This is a genomic window from Paenibacillus sp. LHD-38 (assembly GCF_031157315.1).
Taxonomy (GTDB): Bacteria; Bacillota; Bacilli; order Paenibacillales; family Paenibacillaceae; genus Pristimantibacillus.
On the sequence record NZ_JAVIFU010000014.1, the window covers coordinates 128,458 to 146,390 of the forward strand.

The window sequence follows — 17,933 nt, forward strand, 5'->3', positions numbered from 1 at the left end:
CACATATAAATGTGCTTATATATCTCCGCGAAACGACTGCTTTTGCCACAGAGGACGGCGACAGCCGTTTACGCTTGTAATGCAGTCTAAGAGCTCCTCAGATGGGACTTGGAGTTGATTTTGTGAAATTCCCAAAGAAAATATAACTTTCAAATAAGAGACACCATTTTAATAGATACTATTATATCTATAATTTACTTAGGAGACTCTTCTAAGCGTTTGGAGCGTTTAGTCAATTTTCAACGATCAACGATAAGGAGGCTGAAATAATAAAATCGAATTTTTGAAAACGCTTTAAAGTTAAGGCTCAATTGAGTTGAAGGATCAAGCTATAGTTGAATATTAATATGAGGTGATTCGATTATGAAACCAATACCAAAGAAAACGGTTAGAGGCAAGGTGGCATTACTTGTACTTTCTCTTACATTATTAGCAAATGCTACCGGATTCACTAGTACGGGTATGTATGTTAATGCAGCAGGGTTGGATGACTCCATGGAAATGGAATTAAAGTTCGAAGATAATATTACGGATTCTTCTACGAATGCGATCCAAGGTACATTAAATGGCTCTGCAATCTATACCAGCGGGAAAGTAGGAAAAGCATTACAACTCAATGGAACTAACAATTATATTGACCTGGGCACGTCATCGGCATTACAACCACAAAACTTGACCGTTTCCTTCTGGGTTAAGCCTGACACAAACTTGGTTGGCGAGCACATTGTTATGTGGAACAAACCAAGTGGCGCTTGGAATGGAGAGGGATGGTATTTGAGCATCTTGAGCGATGATGTTCCATTAAAACTATCAACAGGCACAAGCGTTCAAGAATCATATGTAACAGGGGATAGAAATGCTTTCTTTCCTGTTGGTGAATGGACTCACATTGCTGTCACCTACGACAATGCCACTAAAAATGCAGCTATATACCGTAACGGTATGGCACAGCAGGTCATGTACAATACAAAGGGCGGCGGCATTATTGCGAACGATACAGACCATAAGTATTTGGGATTTAATTCACCCAACTACGGTGGAGGGTATGCCAAGCTGAATATGGATGAATTTAAAATCTATAGCACAGCAGCATCAAATGAAGAGATCAGAGATATTTTCAAAGCAGAAGGAGGCATAATTGAAGAGGAGTCCATTGCACAGATGGACCTGGATTCAATTATGCTCCCGGGAACAATAAGAGGGAGTCTGCCTTTTCCGGTGAGTGGGAATAACGGGAGTATGCTGGCGTGGAGTTCTTCTAATCCAGATGTTCTTTCCCATACGGGAGAAGTTATTGCGCCTGAGGTTGATACTCCCGTAACAGTTACTGTAAGTGTAACGTATGGCACAATAACGTTGACTAAAAAATTTGATGTTATTGTAAAAGCCAGCAAATACGCTGGCGATTTTGCGATGATTAAGTCGTTTGACATGGAAGATGTAGAGGTAACGGACCCTTTTTATGTAAATGCATTTAATAAAAATTTGGATTATTTGTTAAAGCTCGATCCGGATCGACTGCTGTCGGGATTCAGGACGGTAGCAGGATTACCGAAGAAAGCAGAGCTGTATGGCGGCTGGGAAGGCGGTTGGAGCTATCTAAGAGGGCATATTATGGGCCATTACTTGACAGCGCTTTCACAGGCATATAAACAAACCAAGGGCAATCCCGCCCTAAACCTGCAAGTCAAAAATAGAATCGATTATCTTCTTAGCGAATTAAAGGCATGTCAAGTTGCAAGTCCGAATGGCTATATCTTCGCAACGCCGGAGACGCATTTCGATGTTATCGAAGGAAAAGTCGAAGGTCCGAGCTGGGTGCCGTGGTATACGATGCACAAAATTGTTGCCGGCCTAGTCGATGTATACAATTATACGGATAATGGAGTGGCTTTAGAGATTGCAAGCAAGCTGGGAGACTGGACTTACAACCGGACGCAAACCTGGGATGAAGCGACACATACAAGGGTGTTAAATATAGAATATGGCGGCATGAACGACGGCTTATATGAATTGTACAAAGCCACTCAGGATCCAACTCATGTCATAGCAGCTCATATGTTTGATGAAGATTCATTATTCACCCCGATTGTAAACGGCAATGATGTTTTGCAAAATTCGCATGCCAATACCCAGATCGTAAAGTTTATTGGCGCTCTGAATCGCTATCGGACATTAGGTGAAGAGGCGGAGTTCTATTTGCAAGCAGCTGAAAACTTCTGGGAGACGGTCGTTCACGATCATACTTACGTAACAGGCGGCAATAGCGAAAACGAGCACTTTAGAGAACCAGGACAACTGGATGCAAGAAGAAATAATGTGAATGCGGAAACCTGTAACGCGTATAACATGCTAAAGCTTACCAGAGAACTGTTCAGGTTAACCGGAGATATCAAATACGCGGACTATTATGAAAGGGCATTCCAGAATGAGATTCTGTCTTCCATGAACCCGGAGACCGGAATGACGACGTACTTCAAGCCGATGGGAACAGGTTATTTCAAGGTCTATGGAACAGAGTTTGACAGCTTTTGGTGTGATACCGGAACGGGGATGGAAAACTTCACGAAACTGGATGACAGCATTTATTTCCGAACCGAATCGGATCTTTATGTCAACATGTACGTAAGCTCGACGCTAAAGTGGACGGATAAAGGCCTTCAATTCACACAGCAGGCCAATCTGCCGGAAAGCAATAAGGCAACCTTCACCATCAACGCTGCATCTGCCGAAAGCATTAATTTCAAATTCAGGACTCCAGATTGGATTGCGGCAGGTCAAAACGTGGTGGTGACCATTAATGGGGAAGCATTGCATGCAAACGCAGTAGACGGCTATGTAAATGTAGAGAGAGTATGGGAAGCAGGGGATGTTATTGAGCTGACGTTCCCTATGGAGGTCAAAATTTCAACGCTGCACGATAACGCAGAAGCGGTAGCGTTTACGTACGGTCCTGTCGTCTTAAGCGCAGGTATGGGAACCGAACAAATGGTGGCCATTCCCCATCTCGCCTCGCAAAAAGCAAATATGCCGGAAGGTGTGACTTACAAGGACTATATTCTGATTGAAGATGGAACTGTGAGTGACTGGATGGCTAACGTCAAGGATAATTTGGTAAAGACAGAAGGGAAAGTAGAATTCACGCTGCGGAATACAGATGAGGATCAAAATCTGAAATTTACCCCTTACTATTTAAATACAGGGGAAAGATATGGCATTTACTTTTACTTATCGGCGTTAGACTCTCCTTTTTTTCAGAATAACATTTTAAATAAAAAGAATGCAGCGAGGAAGGCTGTCGCGCTAATCGATGAAGTGCAAATCACCAATGATCAGCACGAATTGGCGCATAACCTGCAAGGCAATTCATCAGGAGGCTCCTACGGCGGCTATCAGTACCGCCATGCATTCGGCGTGAATACCGGAGACGGCTGGCTCAGCTACGACATGACCGTTACTCCGTCCATCACGAATTATGTGGCGACCAAGTACTACAGCGGTGATCAAGGAAGAACCTTTAATGTGTATGTGGATGGAACACTCATAAAGGAGGAAACGGTAGAAGCCAGAAATCCGGCTCAATTCTATGACGTGAGGTATGAAATTCCCGCGCAATTGGTGGCGGGAAAAACCAAAGTAACGGTGAAGTTTGCGAGCAGAGGAACAAGTTATGTTGGTAGTCTATTTGGGACGTTATCGATTCTAAAAGATTATAGCAATGATACGAACCTTCAGAGCGTGACTGCAGGCGGCACAGCGGCGGCATTAACCGGTAGTGACTATGCTTTAACAGTACCGCAGGATACCACGGAGGCCATGGTTAATTTCACGCCTGTAAATTCAAATGCCTTGGTATATGTAGACGATATTCTGATCGATGATACGGCTGTTCGAAAAGTTGCTTTAGATGCCGATACAGCAACATTAAATATCCGGGTGGTTGCAGAAGACAGAGTAACTGAGAAAGCGTACACGCTTAGTATTAAGAAGCAGGTGTCAGAAGAGTTTCCTTTGGAATCGGTTAGTATCACAGCAAGTTTAGCATCAATTAACATGAGCAATGAACTGGTCCTGAACGCTAATCTTAACCCATCAAACGCTGCGAACCCCACGTACGAGTGGAGCACGGATCAACTTCTGGAGATCGTTGGGGACAGCAATAAAGATACGGTTACAGTTAGGGGATTATCAGTCGGAACAGGAACCGTGACTCTAACGGTTATTGCCGGAGGTGTAGTACGGACAGCAGCAACTGAAGTAACGGTGACCAAAGCGAATAACACGGGTAATCATGGCGACCCTGGCTCAGGTAATACAGGAAATGAAAATCCAGTGAACAGTGTCATCGGAATTAAAGTTAATGGTCAATTCGTAAACTTAGGGATGGCTGTGAAATCTGTGAGAAACAGCCAAACGGTTACTACGGCTAGGTTTGACGAGCAGAGGCTTGAACAAAGCATTAACGGGACCGCAGCCGGTTCCATAATCACTATTCCGCTAACTAGCGATTCGGATGTCGTAGTTGCAGAGTTTGCTGGTCAAGTGTTAAAGCTGATGGGAGACAAGAAGGTGACGGTGGAAATCAAAACGGATAAAGCCGCTTATACCTTGCCTGCCGAGCTAATCGGAGCGTCTGCTTTATCTGCACAAGCTGGTATTTCCTTGCAGGATATTACCTTTCAAGTGGAAATCGGCAGTCCATCGGCTGCTATGCTAGAGTTGGTGGAACAAGCGGCAAGCAAAGGGAAGTTTGCTTTTGTCTTACCGCCAGTTGAATTTATTGTGAGAGCTTCCTATGGGGAAAAGACAATTGATGTTTCAACGTTCACAACTTATGTGGAGCGTACAATTGCACTTCCGAATGGAGTAGACCCAAACAAGATAACGACTGGCGTTGTAGTAGAAGCGGATGGTACGATTCGCCATGTACCGACAAAAATCATTGTAATGGATGGCAAGTATTTTGCCAGCATTAAGAGCTTGACGAATAGCATCTATTCTGTCGTGTATAACCAAGTAGAGTTCAAGGATACTGCTTCACATTGGGCTAATGAAGCCATTCATGAACTGGGTGCAAGAATGATCGTCAGCGGAGACGGCAATGAATCATTTTATCCGAGCGCAGATATCACTCGAGCAGAATTCGCCGCAATCATAGTCAAAGGATTGGGCTTGAGGCTGGAAAACGACAAACCTTCCTTTAACGATGTAAAAGCAACGGATTGGTACAGTAACGCTGTCCAAACTGCTCAGTCTTTTGGTTTAATTAACGGCTTTGATGATGGTTCTTTCCGCCCGATGAGCAAGATTACAAGAGAACAAGCGATGACGATCATTGCAAAAGCCATGACCGTTACGGGACTGAAGGATCAACTTGATCTACAGCCTGCGAACGATGTATTACGAGTTTATAAAGATGCGTCAGCCGCTTCAGCTTGGGCAAAGCAAGCCATTGCACACAATATCCAAGCTGGCATAGTGTCTGGAAGAAGCGTCGATGCCCTTGCTCCGAAGGCTTATATCACTAGAGCTGAGGTCGCAAATGTAGTTCTAAAACTACTTAAGCAATCTGATTTGATTTAAATGAAAAAGGATTGAATTGGCAGCCGGCCAGAACGACCGGCTGCTTTTATTTGACTATACCTATTGATCGACAGGTTGTTTCCGCATATGGCAAGTACTACACTTTATTTATCCGTCATCTACTGAAGATGGCTTCGCCGAAGTGTAAGTATGCCAGATCATTAAGGTTATAAAAAAGGAGAATTCGCATGAATCAAATACCAAAACCAAATCAATCGCTTGTCACCCATATTTTCACGGCCGATCCTTCTGCGCATGTATTCGAGGGAAAAATTTATATTTACCCATCGCATGACCTCGACCACGATGGACCTGATAATGACAATGGGGACCACTATGCAATGGAAGATTATCATGTGCTTTCCATGGACAATCTAGAATCTCCCGTCGTTGATCATGGCGAGGTTCTTCATTTAAGAGATATTCCGTGGGCCTCCAAGCAGCTTTGGGCACCGGATGCCGCTTATAAGAACGACATCTATTACTTGTTTTTTCCCGCACGGGACCATGATGGGATTTTTCGGATCGGTGTGGCGACAAGCCCGTCGCCGGCCGGACCTTTTATCCCGCAGCCGGATTACATTGCAGGCAGCTTCAGTATCGACCCGGCCGTACTGATTGACGAAGATAAGCAGGCCTATATCTACTTTGGCGGTCTTTGGGGCGGCCAACTGGAAAAATGGCAGACCGGCAGCTTCGAGCCGGAAGCTGCGGGGCCGGATGCGAGTGCTCCTGCTCTTGGTCCGCAGGTTGCGATATTGAGTGAGGACATGCTGTCTTTTCAAGGAGCTCCGCAGGAAATTTCGATCATCGATGAGGACGGCAGCCCGATTCCGGCCGGCGACGAGGATCGGCGCTTCTTTGAAGGACCGTGGGTGCACAAGCATAACGGATGGTACTACTTGTCCTACTCGACCGGTACCACGCATAAGCTCGTCTACGCCGTCAGCCGGAATCCGCTGGGCCCGTATACCTTTAAAGGAACGATCCTTACACCGGTAATCGGCTGGACGACCCATCATTCCATAGTCCAGTTTGAAGACAAATGGTACCTGTTTTATCACGACTGTTCCCTCTCTGGAGGCGTCAACCATAAGCGGTGTGTCAAGTATACGGAACTGCATTATAACGAGGATGGGACGATTCAGACGATCGATCCTTACATTAAAGGAGAAGTAGAATAAATGGAAAACGCGGAAGCCATAAGTTTAGAAAGAAATCATGTCTATTTATTATGCTATACAAGAACGCCTCTGGAAGATGATGTCTATAGTCCCAAATTGGCCTATAGCATGCATTTGGCGTATAGCCATGACGGAAATTCTTACACAGGGTTGAATCATAATTCAGGCGTTTTATTCGCAAAGGCAACCGCCAATGACAACGGGACCCTGAACGCCAAAAGTTTGAAAAATCCATACCTCTTTCATATGGCGGACGGTACCTTCGGCGTCATCGCAGAACGTATCGAGCATGATGGTGGGAACGACCGGGAGAGTGTAGGCTGTATCCTGCTGTTTACCTCCTCCGATTTAATCCATTATAAAGAAATCGGTTTGATTCATTTGAAGAGCGATTCCTATGTAAGCGATGCGATTTGCGAATATAATCCCCGCACAAACCATTACGAAATTAGCTGGTGCGATGAATCCGGCCATTTTTACAAGAATTCCATGCCGGATATTACCGCACTGGATTGCTCATCTCAACCGGAAACGGCAAGTGCATTCGTATTTAAGACAGCTGAGACTGATATTGAGGGGGCTGTGGAGCGAAACGAGATTCATGTGCCTAATCAAATCGGAAATAAGGTCATAACGAAATTATCAGCTCTTGCAAATACAGAAATCCGAGTACCAGATACCGTAGAGGCTTCCTCGGCAAGCGACTTGGAACTTGTAAGGGCTGTGGCTTTCTATAACGATGGTTCGTCATCTATGAAAAAAGTAGATTGGGATACTAGTCACGTAGATTGGGATTTTGCTGGTATATACGATGTTAAAGGAACGGTACGACAAGATTCTTATTCCTTTCCAACGGCTGTCAATCGAGCTGACCCATGTGTCATCGAATGGAATGGTAAATTCCTTTTTATCGCGACTAATGATGATACTTCAATTAAGCAAGGTTTTTATGTTAGGGAATCAGCGACTATTGCAGGTATAGCAAGCGCCGGCGAGAGCTTGATTTTGGATGACGATATGTATCCGTTAATTAAACAATTTTTTTGGGCCCCGGAGTTCCATATTATCGGGAATGATCTTTATATTTTCTTCGCGGTAAGCAGTGGAGAATTCGGCAGCATTCATTCCCATGTGATGAAATTAAAGTCCGGTGGAAATCCAGTCCATGCAGATGATTGGGAAATGCCGATTAGAATGCAGAACAAAGATGGCGATTATATGTACGAATCCGGCATCACACTGGATATGACCTATTTTGTAGCAGATGGCAAACACTTCGTCATATGGGCACAGCGACAGCTTTCTCCGGTGGATCTTGGCTCTTGGCTGTACATTGCGAATGTTGATCCAGAGCAGCCTTGGAGGTTGGTTAACGATCCCGTTCTACTCTCCAAGCCGGAATATGGCTGGGCAAATAATCACACTTTTGTGGATGAAGGACCTTTTGCCATTATTACAAAAGAGAATATATTTGTTACCTTCTCCAGTGCGCTCGTTAATGCTACCTACTGCGTAGGTATGATGACGGCACCAAGAGGTGCGGACCTTCTGGATACAGACAGCTGGACGAAGAGTAATTATCCATTGCTCACATCGAGGTCGGTAGCCGGTGAATACGGACCTGGTCATAATGCTTATATATCTGACGGTGACGGTAATCTGCTGAATGTTTACCATGCAAGAGGCGGTTTAACGGAGCCAAGAAGTACTGGCATCCGCAGAGTGCATTTTGATATCGATGGATGCCCGGTCTTGGATCTGACGGAGGATGCTGACCTGAACAGAGATCTGAGGTGCGTAACGACGAAAGTCAACTTGACGAAAAAGTGATTGGGTGAAATTTTGGACGAACGATCCTTATCCAGGAATCTATTATTTGCCGGGTTAATGAACAAATAATAGACAGGTTGTTGCTAACGAATGCAAGCGCTACACTTTTGGTAAACAATTGCCTATGGCTTGTTTGAGCTTCAAGCATTACATAGGTAAGAGGAGGCGAACAAAGAGTGGTCAATTCTCATACGGATGCTTCCCCAAAGCTGCATGAAGCGTTCAGTCAGCAGTTTTTAATAGGGGCGGCAGTAAATTCAAAGACGCTGGTCACGCAGCGTGACCTGTTGGCGGAACATTTCAATAGTATAACGGCGGAGAACGAAATGAAGTTCGAGAGCCTGCATCCTGCTGAAGATCGATATACCTTCGAGAATGCGGATCGATTGATTGCGTTTGCCAAAGCGAATGGCATGGCGGTTAGAGGACATACCCTGGTATGGCACAATCAAACGCCTAATTGGATGTTTGAGGATCACACCGGCGGCGCAGTTAACCACGAAACGCTGCTAGCGCGGATGAAATCCCACATCGAAACAGTGGTTGCGCGTTATAAGGGATGCATCTATGCATGGGATGTCGTGAATGAAGCGGTATCCGACAGCGGCGGGGAGCTGCTGCGTTCTTCCAAGTGGCTGGACATCGTAGGAGAGGATTTTATAGCCAAAGCGTTCGAATATGCGCATGCGGCGGATCCGGAGGCCATGTTGTTTTATAACGATTATAACGAGTCCATCCCCGAAAAGAGAGAAAAAATCTATGCCTTGGTAAAGTCGTTGAAGGAGAAGGATGTGCCGATCCACGGGATCGGACTCCAGGCGCACTGGAACTTGGAGCATCCGTCCATTGACGATATACGCCAAGCGATCGAAAGATATGCAAGCCTTGGCGTGAAGCTGCATATTACGGAGTTGGACGTATCCGTATTCCAGCATGACGACCGCCGAACCGATCTGCTCGCGCCGACCAAAGAGATGCTCGTGAGGCAAGCGGAACGTTACAAGCAATTTTTCCAACTGTTTAAGGAGTACAGCGAATGTATCACGTCCGTAACATTCTGGGGAGCAGCCGATGATTATACTTGGTTGGATAACTTTCCGGTGAAAGGCCGAAAAAACTGGCCATTCGTCTTCAATATGGCGCATAAGCCCAAGCCATCCTATTGGGACATTTTGGACGCAGCACGTTATTGACCGCGGTCGGGCAAGCGTAAAACGTAAGATAATACAACTGGTAGTATAAGTGTTTAATAAGGAGAGATAGGGATGAATAATACGATAATATCCAACCCGGTCATGTGGTCTGATGTTCCGGACGTAGATGTCATAAGAGTAGGGACATTTTATTATATGGTCAGCACGAGCATGCATACGATGCCCGGATGCCCGATCATGAAGTCGGAGAACCTGATGCATTGGGAGATCGTGAATTATGTGTACGATACATTCGAGGATAACGATGCTCACAACTTGTTGGATGGGAAAGGCATTTATGGACAAGGGTCATGGGCCGCAAGCTTGCGTTATCATAACGGATTGTTCTATGTGTGCTTCTCAAGCAATGATATGAACCGTTTTTATATTTACCGGACGAATGATATCGAGAACGGTCAATGGGATCGCTCCACGATTGAAGGGCTCTTTCACGATCCGGGCTTATTGTTTGATGAAGGCCGCGTCTACGTGATCTATGGTAACGGTGATATTTACATTACGGAGCTGACGGATGATGCGACAGCTGTAAAGCCTGGCGGAGTCAATCGGCTGTTGTTTGAAACGGAACGGGACGGCATTGGACTACGATGCGAAGGGTGCCACGCGTATAAGATAGACGGCCGCTATTATCTGTTCTTCATCGAGTGGCCAAAGACCGGAAACCAGCGTCGCAGACAAATTTGTTATCGCTCGGAAGAGCTTCTTGGTCCTTATGAAAGCAAATTGATTTTAGATGACGACATGGGCTATCAGAACAAAGGCGTTGCGCAAGGCGGCATCGTTGAAACGCCGGGAGGCAAGTGGTATGCCGTGCTGTTTCAAGATCACGATGCCGTCGGCAGAATTCCCTGCGTGCTGCCTGTTTCTTGGGTAGATGAATGGCCTATCATCGGGGTGGAGGGGAAGGCGCCAGAGGAATTTGAAATCCCGTTGCCCGCCACGTCTCCTAAACCGCTGGTGATTAGCGACGAGTTTGAATACACGGCAAACAAGTTGGCGCTGAACTGGCAGTGGAATCATAACCCGGACAATCGACTTTGGTCGGTGACGGAGCGGCCAAGTTTTCTGAGATTGGAAACGGGCAATTTGACCGACAGCGTAGTACACGCGCGCAATACGTTAACGCAGCGGACAGAAGGACCCGCCTGCGTTGGGATGACGCTGATGGACATTTCCCACATGAAACCTGGCGATCATGCCGGCTTGGTCGCTCTACAGAATCACTTTGGCACCGTTGGCGTTAAAGTTGCGGAGAACGGCGACAGATTCGTTGCGATGTGTGTTAATCGGGGCGATGGCAGTGAAGAAGCGGTCGAGAATATTCGATACAATGGCAGCCAGATTTCTTTAAAGATTGAATTTATTTTTGAGAATAGCATTGATATAGCAAACTTCTTTTACGCTGCGGATGGAGTCAAATGGATTCAAATCGGCCGCCCGTTAGAGATGAAATATACGTTAGATCATTTTATGGGATATCGGATCGGGTTGTTTAATTATGCAACCAAGCAAATAGGCGGGTATGCCGAGTTTGATTATTTCCGTTATGCCAGGGTAATGAAACAAAGGTTCGAATAAATGAGGTTCGGTTAAAGAGAAATGTTCATCAGTGCCCAACTATTGCGGCACTGATGTTTTTTTACACACAATTTGTATCCGCTTACAGCCTTGTTGGTTTTAGAGGAAACCTAAGTCGGAATTTCGTATCAAATGAAACTTTTCAAACAAGAAATTACATGGTTCGTACGGAATTACTGAGTTAAAATGAGCTCAGAAATAGATATTTTATTGGAATGACAAACAACTCAGAGGAGGAGATACAAATCAATGTTTAAAAAGTCGTTTTCATTTTTATTAGCGCTTACATTATTTCTGAACCTTGTACCAAGCACATCAGTCTATGCGCAGCAAGGCGAGAGCATGTTTGAGAACCCATTTATATGGGCGGATGTACCTGACCTTAATGTTATTAGGGTGGGTGATGCGTACTATATGTCGAGCACGACCATGCACATGAATCCCGGCGTGCCGATCATGAAATCTTATGATCTCGTGAATTGGGAAATCGTCAATTATGTTTACGATATCCTTGCAGATAATGACGAACAAGCGCTCAGGAACGGGAAAAGCAATTATGGTCAAGGCTCGTGGGCCAGCAGCCTTAGGTATCATAATGGAAAATTTTATGTGGCATTTCCATCCTATGATACCGGCAAAACTTATATTTATCAAACGGAAGATATAGAGAAAGGCCCATGGACGCATTCAACGTTTGATGGCGTTTATCATGACATGTCATTGCTGTTCGATGATGATGGACGTGTGTATATGGTTTATGGCGGCGGCGATATTAAAGCCATTGAGCTCACCTCGGATGCAACGGCGATCAAACCGGGCGGGCTTGATAAAATCATCATTCCTAATGCAAGCCTGGTTGCAGGACCTAACGTTGGCCTGAATGCTGAAGGCACACATATTCAAAAAATTAACGGCAGCTATTATGTATTCAACATCACATGGCCGAAAGACGGCATGCGTACTCAAATTGTTCATCGAGCGGACGCTATAGACGGCACATACAGAGGACAAGTTGCCTTGAGGGATGCTGGTATCGCGCAGGGTGGAATTGTGGATTCGGTTGATGGGAAATGGTACGGAATGTTATTTGGAGACCGCGGATCCGTTGGACGTATCCCCTACCTAATTCCCGTTACATGGGAAGACGGATGGCCGATATTCGGGGTTGACGGCAAGGTCCCGCAAAGTATGCCTATTCCAGTTAACGGTGTGACATCGAAGAACCTCATTGTCGATTCCGATGAATTTTATCAAAGACCAGAGAGAGTAGGAGCTTCACATACGGTATTCGGGGATACAGCAAATATCGTTTCTAATCCCTCATTCTCTTCTTCACAAACCGCAGCAGATCCAGCAGCACAAACATTCGCTGCGGCAAACGAAGGACAAGAAATTCTTGTAAACGGCGGATTTGAAGCCGGCCAAGAGCCGTGGACAGGCCATGAGAATGCAACGGTTACAGCATCAACATACGATGCTTACAGCGGCTCAAGCAGTTTGTTCATCAGCAACAGGCAGGCAACTGGCGCAGGCCCGCAGCATTTGATTACCGGAAAAGTGAAAGCCGGCGGGGTATATGAATTTTCCGCAAGAGTGAAATATGACGGTAACAGCGCGCTGCCTGCAACCAAGCAATTTAACTTTGCTATCCAAGATGGCGATTGGACGACGATTAAGGTGCTTGGTTCGGCAACGGTAAACAAAGGGGAATGGGGTACAATTGAAGGTACCTATACCATTCCAGAAGAAGCAGTGCTTAATGAACCGCTAATTTTTATTGAGACGGTTTGGACACCGCAACAAGATCCGACGTTAGATTTAATGGATTTCTATGTCGATGATGTATCGCTTAGAGACGTAACGCCGGATTCAAACCTGCTTGTAAACGGCGGATTCGAGAATGGCCGAGAGCCTTGGTCGGGACATGAGAATGCAGCGGTTGCGGTAACGGCGGACGAAGCTTTCAGCGGCTCAAGCAGTTTGTATATCAGCAACAGACAAGCTACGGGGGCGGGCCCGCAGCAATCGATTGCCGGAAAAGTGAAAGCTGGCGGAGTGTATAAGTTTTCCGCCAAAGTGAAATATGACGGAGACAGCACGCTACCTGCGACCAAGCAATTTAACTTCGATATCCAGGATGGCGATTGGACGACAATCAAGGTTCTTGGATCGGGTACGGTAAGTAAAGGGGAATGGGGCACCATTGAAGGTACGTATATGATACCAGATGATGCCGAGCTTCATGCACCGATTATTTTTATGGAGACCCCATGGACGCCAGAGCAAGATCCGGTAAAAGATTTAATGAATTTCTATGTCGATGATGTTTCTCTTGAAGACGTTACACCGGCGGGCGGGCTGGACAAAGCGAAAATCGGTGAATACGATTACAATGGTTCTAATCTTTCATTAGTGTGGCAGTGGAACCTTAACCCGGACAACAGGAATTGGTCGCTTACGGAGCGTCCTGGTTATTTAAGGCTAACGACCGGCAGAAAGAGCACTAATCTTCTTGATGCCAGAAATACGCTTACCCAAAGAACATTTGGACCCGAGAGCTCTGGAAGCATTGCAGTGGATATAAGCCAAATGAAAAATGGCGATTATGCCGGACTTGCTGCATTGCAAAAAGAATATGGCTACGTCGGTGTTAAAATGTCCGGGACTTCGAAATCCATTGTTATGGTAGACGGCAGCTCGGAAACGGCAGTGGAAGTGGCCAGCGTTCCAGTCAATGAGGAAAAGGTATATTTTAAAATTGAATTGGATTATAAAAATCAGACCGATAAGGCGTATTTCTATTACAGCCTTAATGGAGCTGACTGGACAGCGATAGGGAACACGCTGCAAATGCATTATACATTGCCGCATTTTATGGGCTATCGTTTTGCATTGTTCAATTATGCAACAAAAACGACAGGCGGATCAGTCGATTTTGATTATTTCAGAGTCGACGATAAGATGACGGGATCAAATGCGTCCGCAACCATCCTAAATGCGGAATTAGGAGATGTTACCGATGTTATCGGCGTCCAAAACATGGAACTGGAAGTGCCATTGAAAATGGATGCGCTGCCGTCAGGACAATACACATCGATTTCGGCTTCCTTTAACATTCCGAAGTATCTATCTGTAACCGGAGTGGAATTCAATTCTGATAATATCGTAGGAGACCCTTCATTTACTTATGCCGATAATCGGCTGCAGGTAAAGGTTTCTGGTGAAAATGTGAATTTCACACATCAAGCTTCTGATTTGTTTGCGACAATTAAGCTGAAGGTTGAAGGCTTCGTTCCAACAGATCAAACGGTTGCCATCCAGACCGATTATATTCAGGTCGAGGGCGGGAATATTGGCTACAATGTCCATGAAGCAGTGGCAAACGTAGGATTAAAAAAGCTGGATACAGGCGCCATTGCCAAAATTCCAGGGTACTCCAATCCGCTTATGGACCATAAATTAGGGGCAGACCCCTACGCCTTGGCTTATAATGGAAGGGTTTACATCTATATGTCAAGCGATGATTACGAATATGACAGCAACGGAAACGTGAAAGACAATTCGTTCAGCAATTTGAATAGAGTTTTCGTCATTTCTTCTGATGATATGGTCAACTGGACAGACCACGGTGCGATTCCGGTGGCGGGACCTGCCGGCATTGCCAAATGGGCAACGTTCTCTTGGGCGCCGGCAGCCGCAAATAAGCAAATAGACGGCAAGGATAAATTTTTTCTTTATTTTGCAAATGGTGCTGGAGGTATTGGGGTACTCACAGCGGATAGTCCGATCGGGCCGTGGACAGATCCGCTAGGAAAAGCACTGATTACGGGCAATACTCCTGGCGTTCCCGGCGTTGTATGGCTTTTTGACCCGGCCGTATTGGTTGACGATGATGGAAAAGGTTATCTGTATTTCGGCGGAGGAATACCTGGCGGTAACAATCCGACGCAAGAGCAAGTTGCAAATCCTAGAACGGGCAGAGTCATGGAGTTAGGCGATGATATGGTCTCCACTGTTGGGGAAGCGGCTTTAATTGATGCTCCTTTCTTGTTTGAAGATTCGGGTATTCACAAGTATAACGGTAAATATTATTACTCTTATTGTTCGAATTTCGCCGGTACGCATCCGGAAGGGACACCTCCTCCAGGTGAAATTGCTTACATGGTGAGCGATAACCCGATGGGGCCTTTCACTTATGTCTCGCCTATTTTGAAAAATCCATATGAATTCTTTGGCGTAGGCGGCAATAACCATCATGCGATTTTTGAATTTAATAACGAGTGGTATGCGGTATACCATGCCCAAACCGTCAGCAAAGCGCTTCTAGGTGACGGAAAGGGATACCGTTCTCCTCATATTAATAGGTTTGAGTTCTACGAAAATGGATTAATCAAGGATATCAAAGGTGATATGGAAGGTATTTCGCAGATTGCGGATCTTGATCCATATAAGAGAACTGAGTCTGAAACCATTGCATGGAATGGAGGCATTCTGACCGAGAAATCAGGCGCGCCTGGCAGTCTGGTAGAAAGCGTTAATCTTCATGTCACGGATATTGATAATGGAGACTGGCTTGCCGTAGCAAACGCTGACTTCGGTGAAAAGGGAGCGGCATCATTCGAAGCCAATATTGCGGCTGCTGCAGGAGGTACAATCGAAATTCGCCTGGATAGTCCGATTGGCAAAGTGATTGGCACTCTTGACATAGCTGCTGCAGGCGGAGTGCAAGTATGGCAGCTGCTGCAAACAAACGTAGATCATGTCAAAGGGATTCACAATGTCTTCTTTATGTTTAAAGGAGCGGGTACTAGTAACTTATTTAATATGGATTATTGGAAGTTCACAGCTGTTGATCCGGGACCAGATGTAACTCCTGTACAATCCGTTAGTATCACAAGTGAGGCGACAGGGGTTAAGGTGGGTGAAACATTAACGGTAGGCTCGACGATTAATCCATCCCAAGCAACAAACCCGATTTATCAGTGGACATCTAGCGGGAAGATTAGCATCGTTGGCGACAGCAACAAAGCTTCGGTTGCCATCAAGGGAGTTTCTGCCGGAACCGGCACGCTTACATTAACGGTTACTGCCGGCGGTTCGGAAAAGAAAGCCGAAATGGAATTCACGGTAACCTCTTCGAATAACGGCGGCGACGGTACACCGACTGCTCCGCCTGTTACCGGCAATACAGTCGTCGATATTCTTATCAACGGCAAAGCCGAAAGTGCGGGTACGGCTGTGAAATCCGAAAGGAATGGCCAAACGGTAACCACGATTGCAATTGACCAGATAAAACTGGTTCAATGGCTTGCAGCGGAAGGAGATCAAGCAAGAATCACCATTCCGGTTAATAGCGAGTCCGATATCGTAGCCCTGAAGTTGAATGCCCAAATGGCCAAAGAGATGGAATCGAAGAAAGCAGTACTGGAAATACAAACGAATCGGGCAACGTATACCGTTCCTGCTCAGCAAATCGATAGCAGCGCAATTTCTAAGCAGTTCGGCGCATCGGTCGCTTTGAAGGACATGACGATCCAGATCGAAATCGCCGTACCGGATGCAGCAATGGCAGAATTGGTTGAGAATGAGGCAATCAAAGGAGAATTTACATTGGTTGCGCCGCCAATTAACTTCACGGTTACAGCCCAACACGGTAACAAAATCATCGAAATTTCGAAGTTCAACGCTTATGTAGAGCGAATGATTGCGATTCCGGACGGCGTCGCTCCAAACAAGCTTACTACAGTCGTTGTGGTCGAACAGGATGGAACGGTACGCCATGTGCCGACAAAAATCATCACTATTGAGGGCAAGCTTTATGCAAAGGTGAACAGCTTAACAAACAGCACATACGCTGTTATCTATCATCCGGTAGAGTTCTCGGATGTCGCTCAGCATTGGGCGAAGGATGCTGTAAATGATTTGGGTTCGCGGATGGTCATCACCGGTATCGGGAATGACCGGTTTAATCCGAGCGCAGATATTACACGTGCCGAGTTCGCAGCAATTGTCGTACGGGGATTAGGCTTGAAGCAGGAGAACGGTACAACGCCATTCCCGGATGTGAAAGCTAAGGATTGGTACAGCAGCGCCATAGTGACAGCACAGTCGTACAATCTGATCAATGGCTTTGAAGATGGCACCTTCCGTCCTCAAGATAAGATTACGAGAGAACAGGCTATGGTTATCATTGCCAAAGCAATGACGATCACCGGCCTGAAGGCAAATCTTGAGAACCAGACAGCTGATGTTGTATTGCGCCCTTACAAAGATGCTGCAGATGCGTCAAGCTGGGCGAAGAAAGCAATCGCTGACAGCATTCAAGCAGAAATCGTATCAGGAAGAAGTGCTGCAGTGCTTGCGCCGAAAGCTTATATTACAAGAGCCGAAGTTGCTAAGATTGTACAACAGTTATTGCAAAAATCTGACTTAACTTAACCAGATGAGCAGCAAATTGACAACCTAGAATAATGAGCGCTTCATGTGCCCTATCCCTTAACTATCAGTTGATAACAGGGATAGGGCACATTTGTTTTCCGTACGA

At 45.8% G+C, this 17,933-nt stretch carries 6 protein-coding genes; all 6 read left to right on the forward strand.

The genetic code is table 11. The annotated features are described in order from the left end of the window. Nucleotides 1-363: 363 nt before the first annotated feature. The 6 genes from RCO25_RS14320 to RCO25_RS14345 all read left to right on the forward strand — a co-directional run bounded on the left by RCO25_RS14320 (nt 364) and on the right by RCO25_RS14345 (nt 17,827). Nucleotides 364-5,583: a beta-L-arabinofuranosidase domain-containing protein gene (locus tag RCO25_RS14320; protein ID WP_308996825.1), complete on the forward strand. Its 5,220-nt coding sequence runs from the start codon at nt 364-366 to the stop codon at nt 5,581-5,583. A 188-nt stretch (nt 5,584-5,771) separates the two neighbouring features. Beyond that, nucleotides 5,772-6,767 carry a glycoside hydrolase family 43 protein gene (locus tag RCO25_RS14325; RefSeq protein ID WP_308996826.1) on the forward strand — a complete coding sequence of 332 codons (996 nt, stop codon included), beginning with the start codon at nt 5,772-5,774 and terminating at the stop codon, nt 6,765-6,767. Next, nucleotides 6,768-8,597, forward strand: coding sequence for a family 43 glycosylhydrolase (locus RCO25_RS14330; RefSeq protein WP_308996827.1), 1,830 nt, complete (start codon nt 6,768-6,770; stop codon nt 8,595-8,597). 176 nt (nt 8,598-8,773) lie between these two features. Continuing rightward, nucleotides 8,774-9,790 (forward strand): endo-1,4-beta-xylanase, encoded by a 1,017-nt coding sequence (locus RCO25_RS14335; protein WP_308996828.1) that lies wholly within the window; start codon nt 8,774-8,776, stop codon nt 9,788-9,790. 72 nt (nt 9,791-9,862) lie between these two features. Continuing rightward, nucleotides 9,863-11,389 (forward strand): glycoside hydrolase family 43 protein, encoded by a 1,527-nt coding sequence (locus RCO25_RS14340; RefSeq protein ID WP_308996829.1) that lies wholly within the window; start codon nt 9,863-9,865, stop codon nt 11,387-11,389. 249 nt (nt 11,390-11,638) lie between these two features. Further along, complete coding sequence (locus RCO25_RS14345; RefSeq protein ID WP_308996830.1) at nt 11,639-17,827, forward strand: family 43 glycosylhydrolase; 6,189 nt, start codon at nt 11,639-11,641, stop codon at nt 17,825-17,827. Nucleotides 17,828-17,933: the final 106 nt, after the last annotated feature.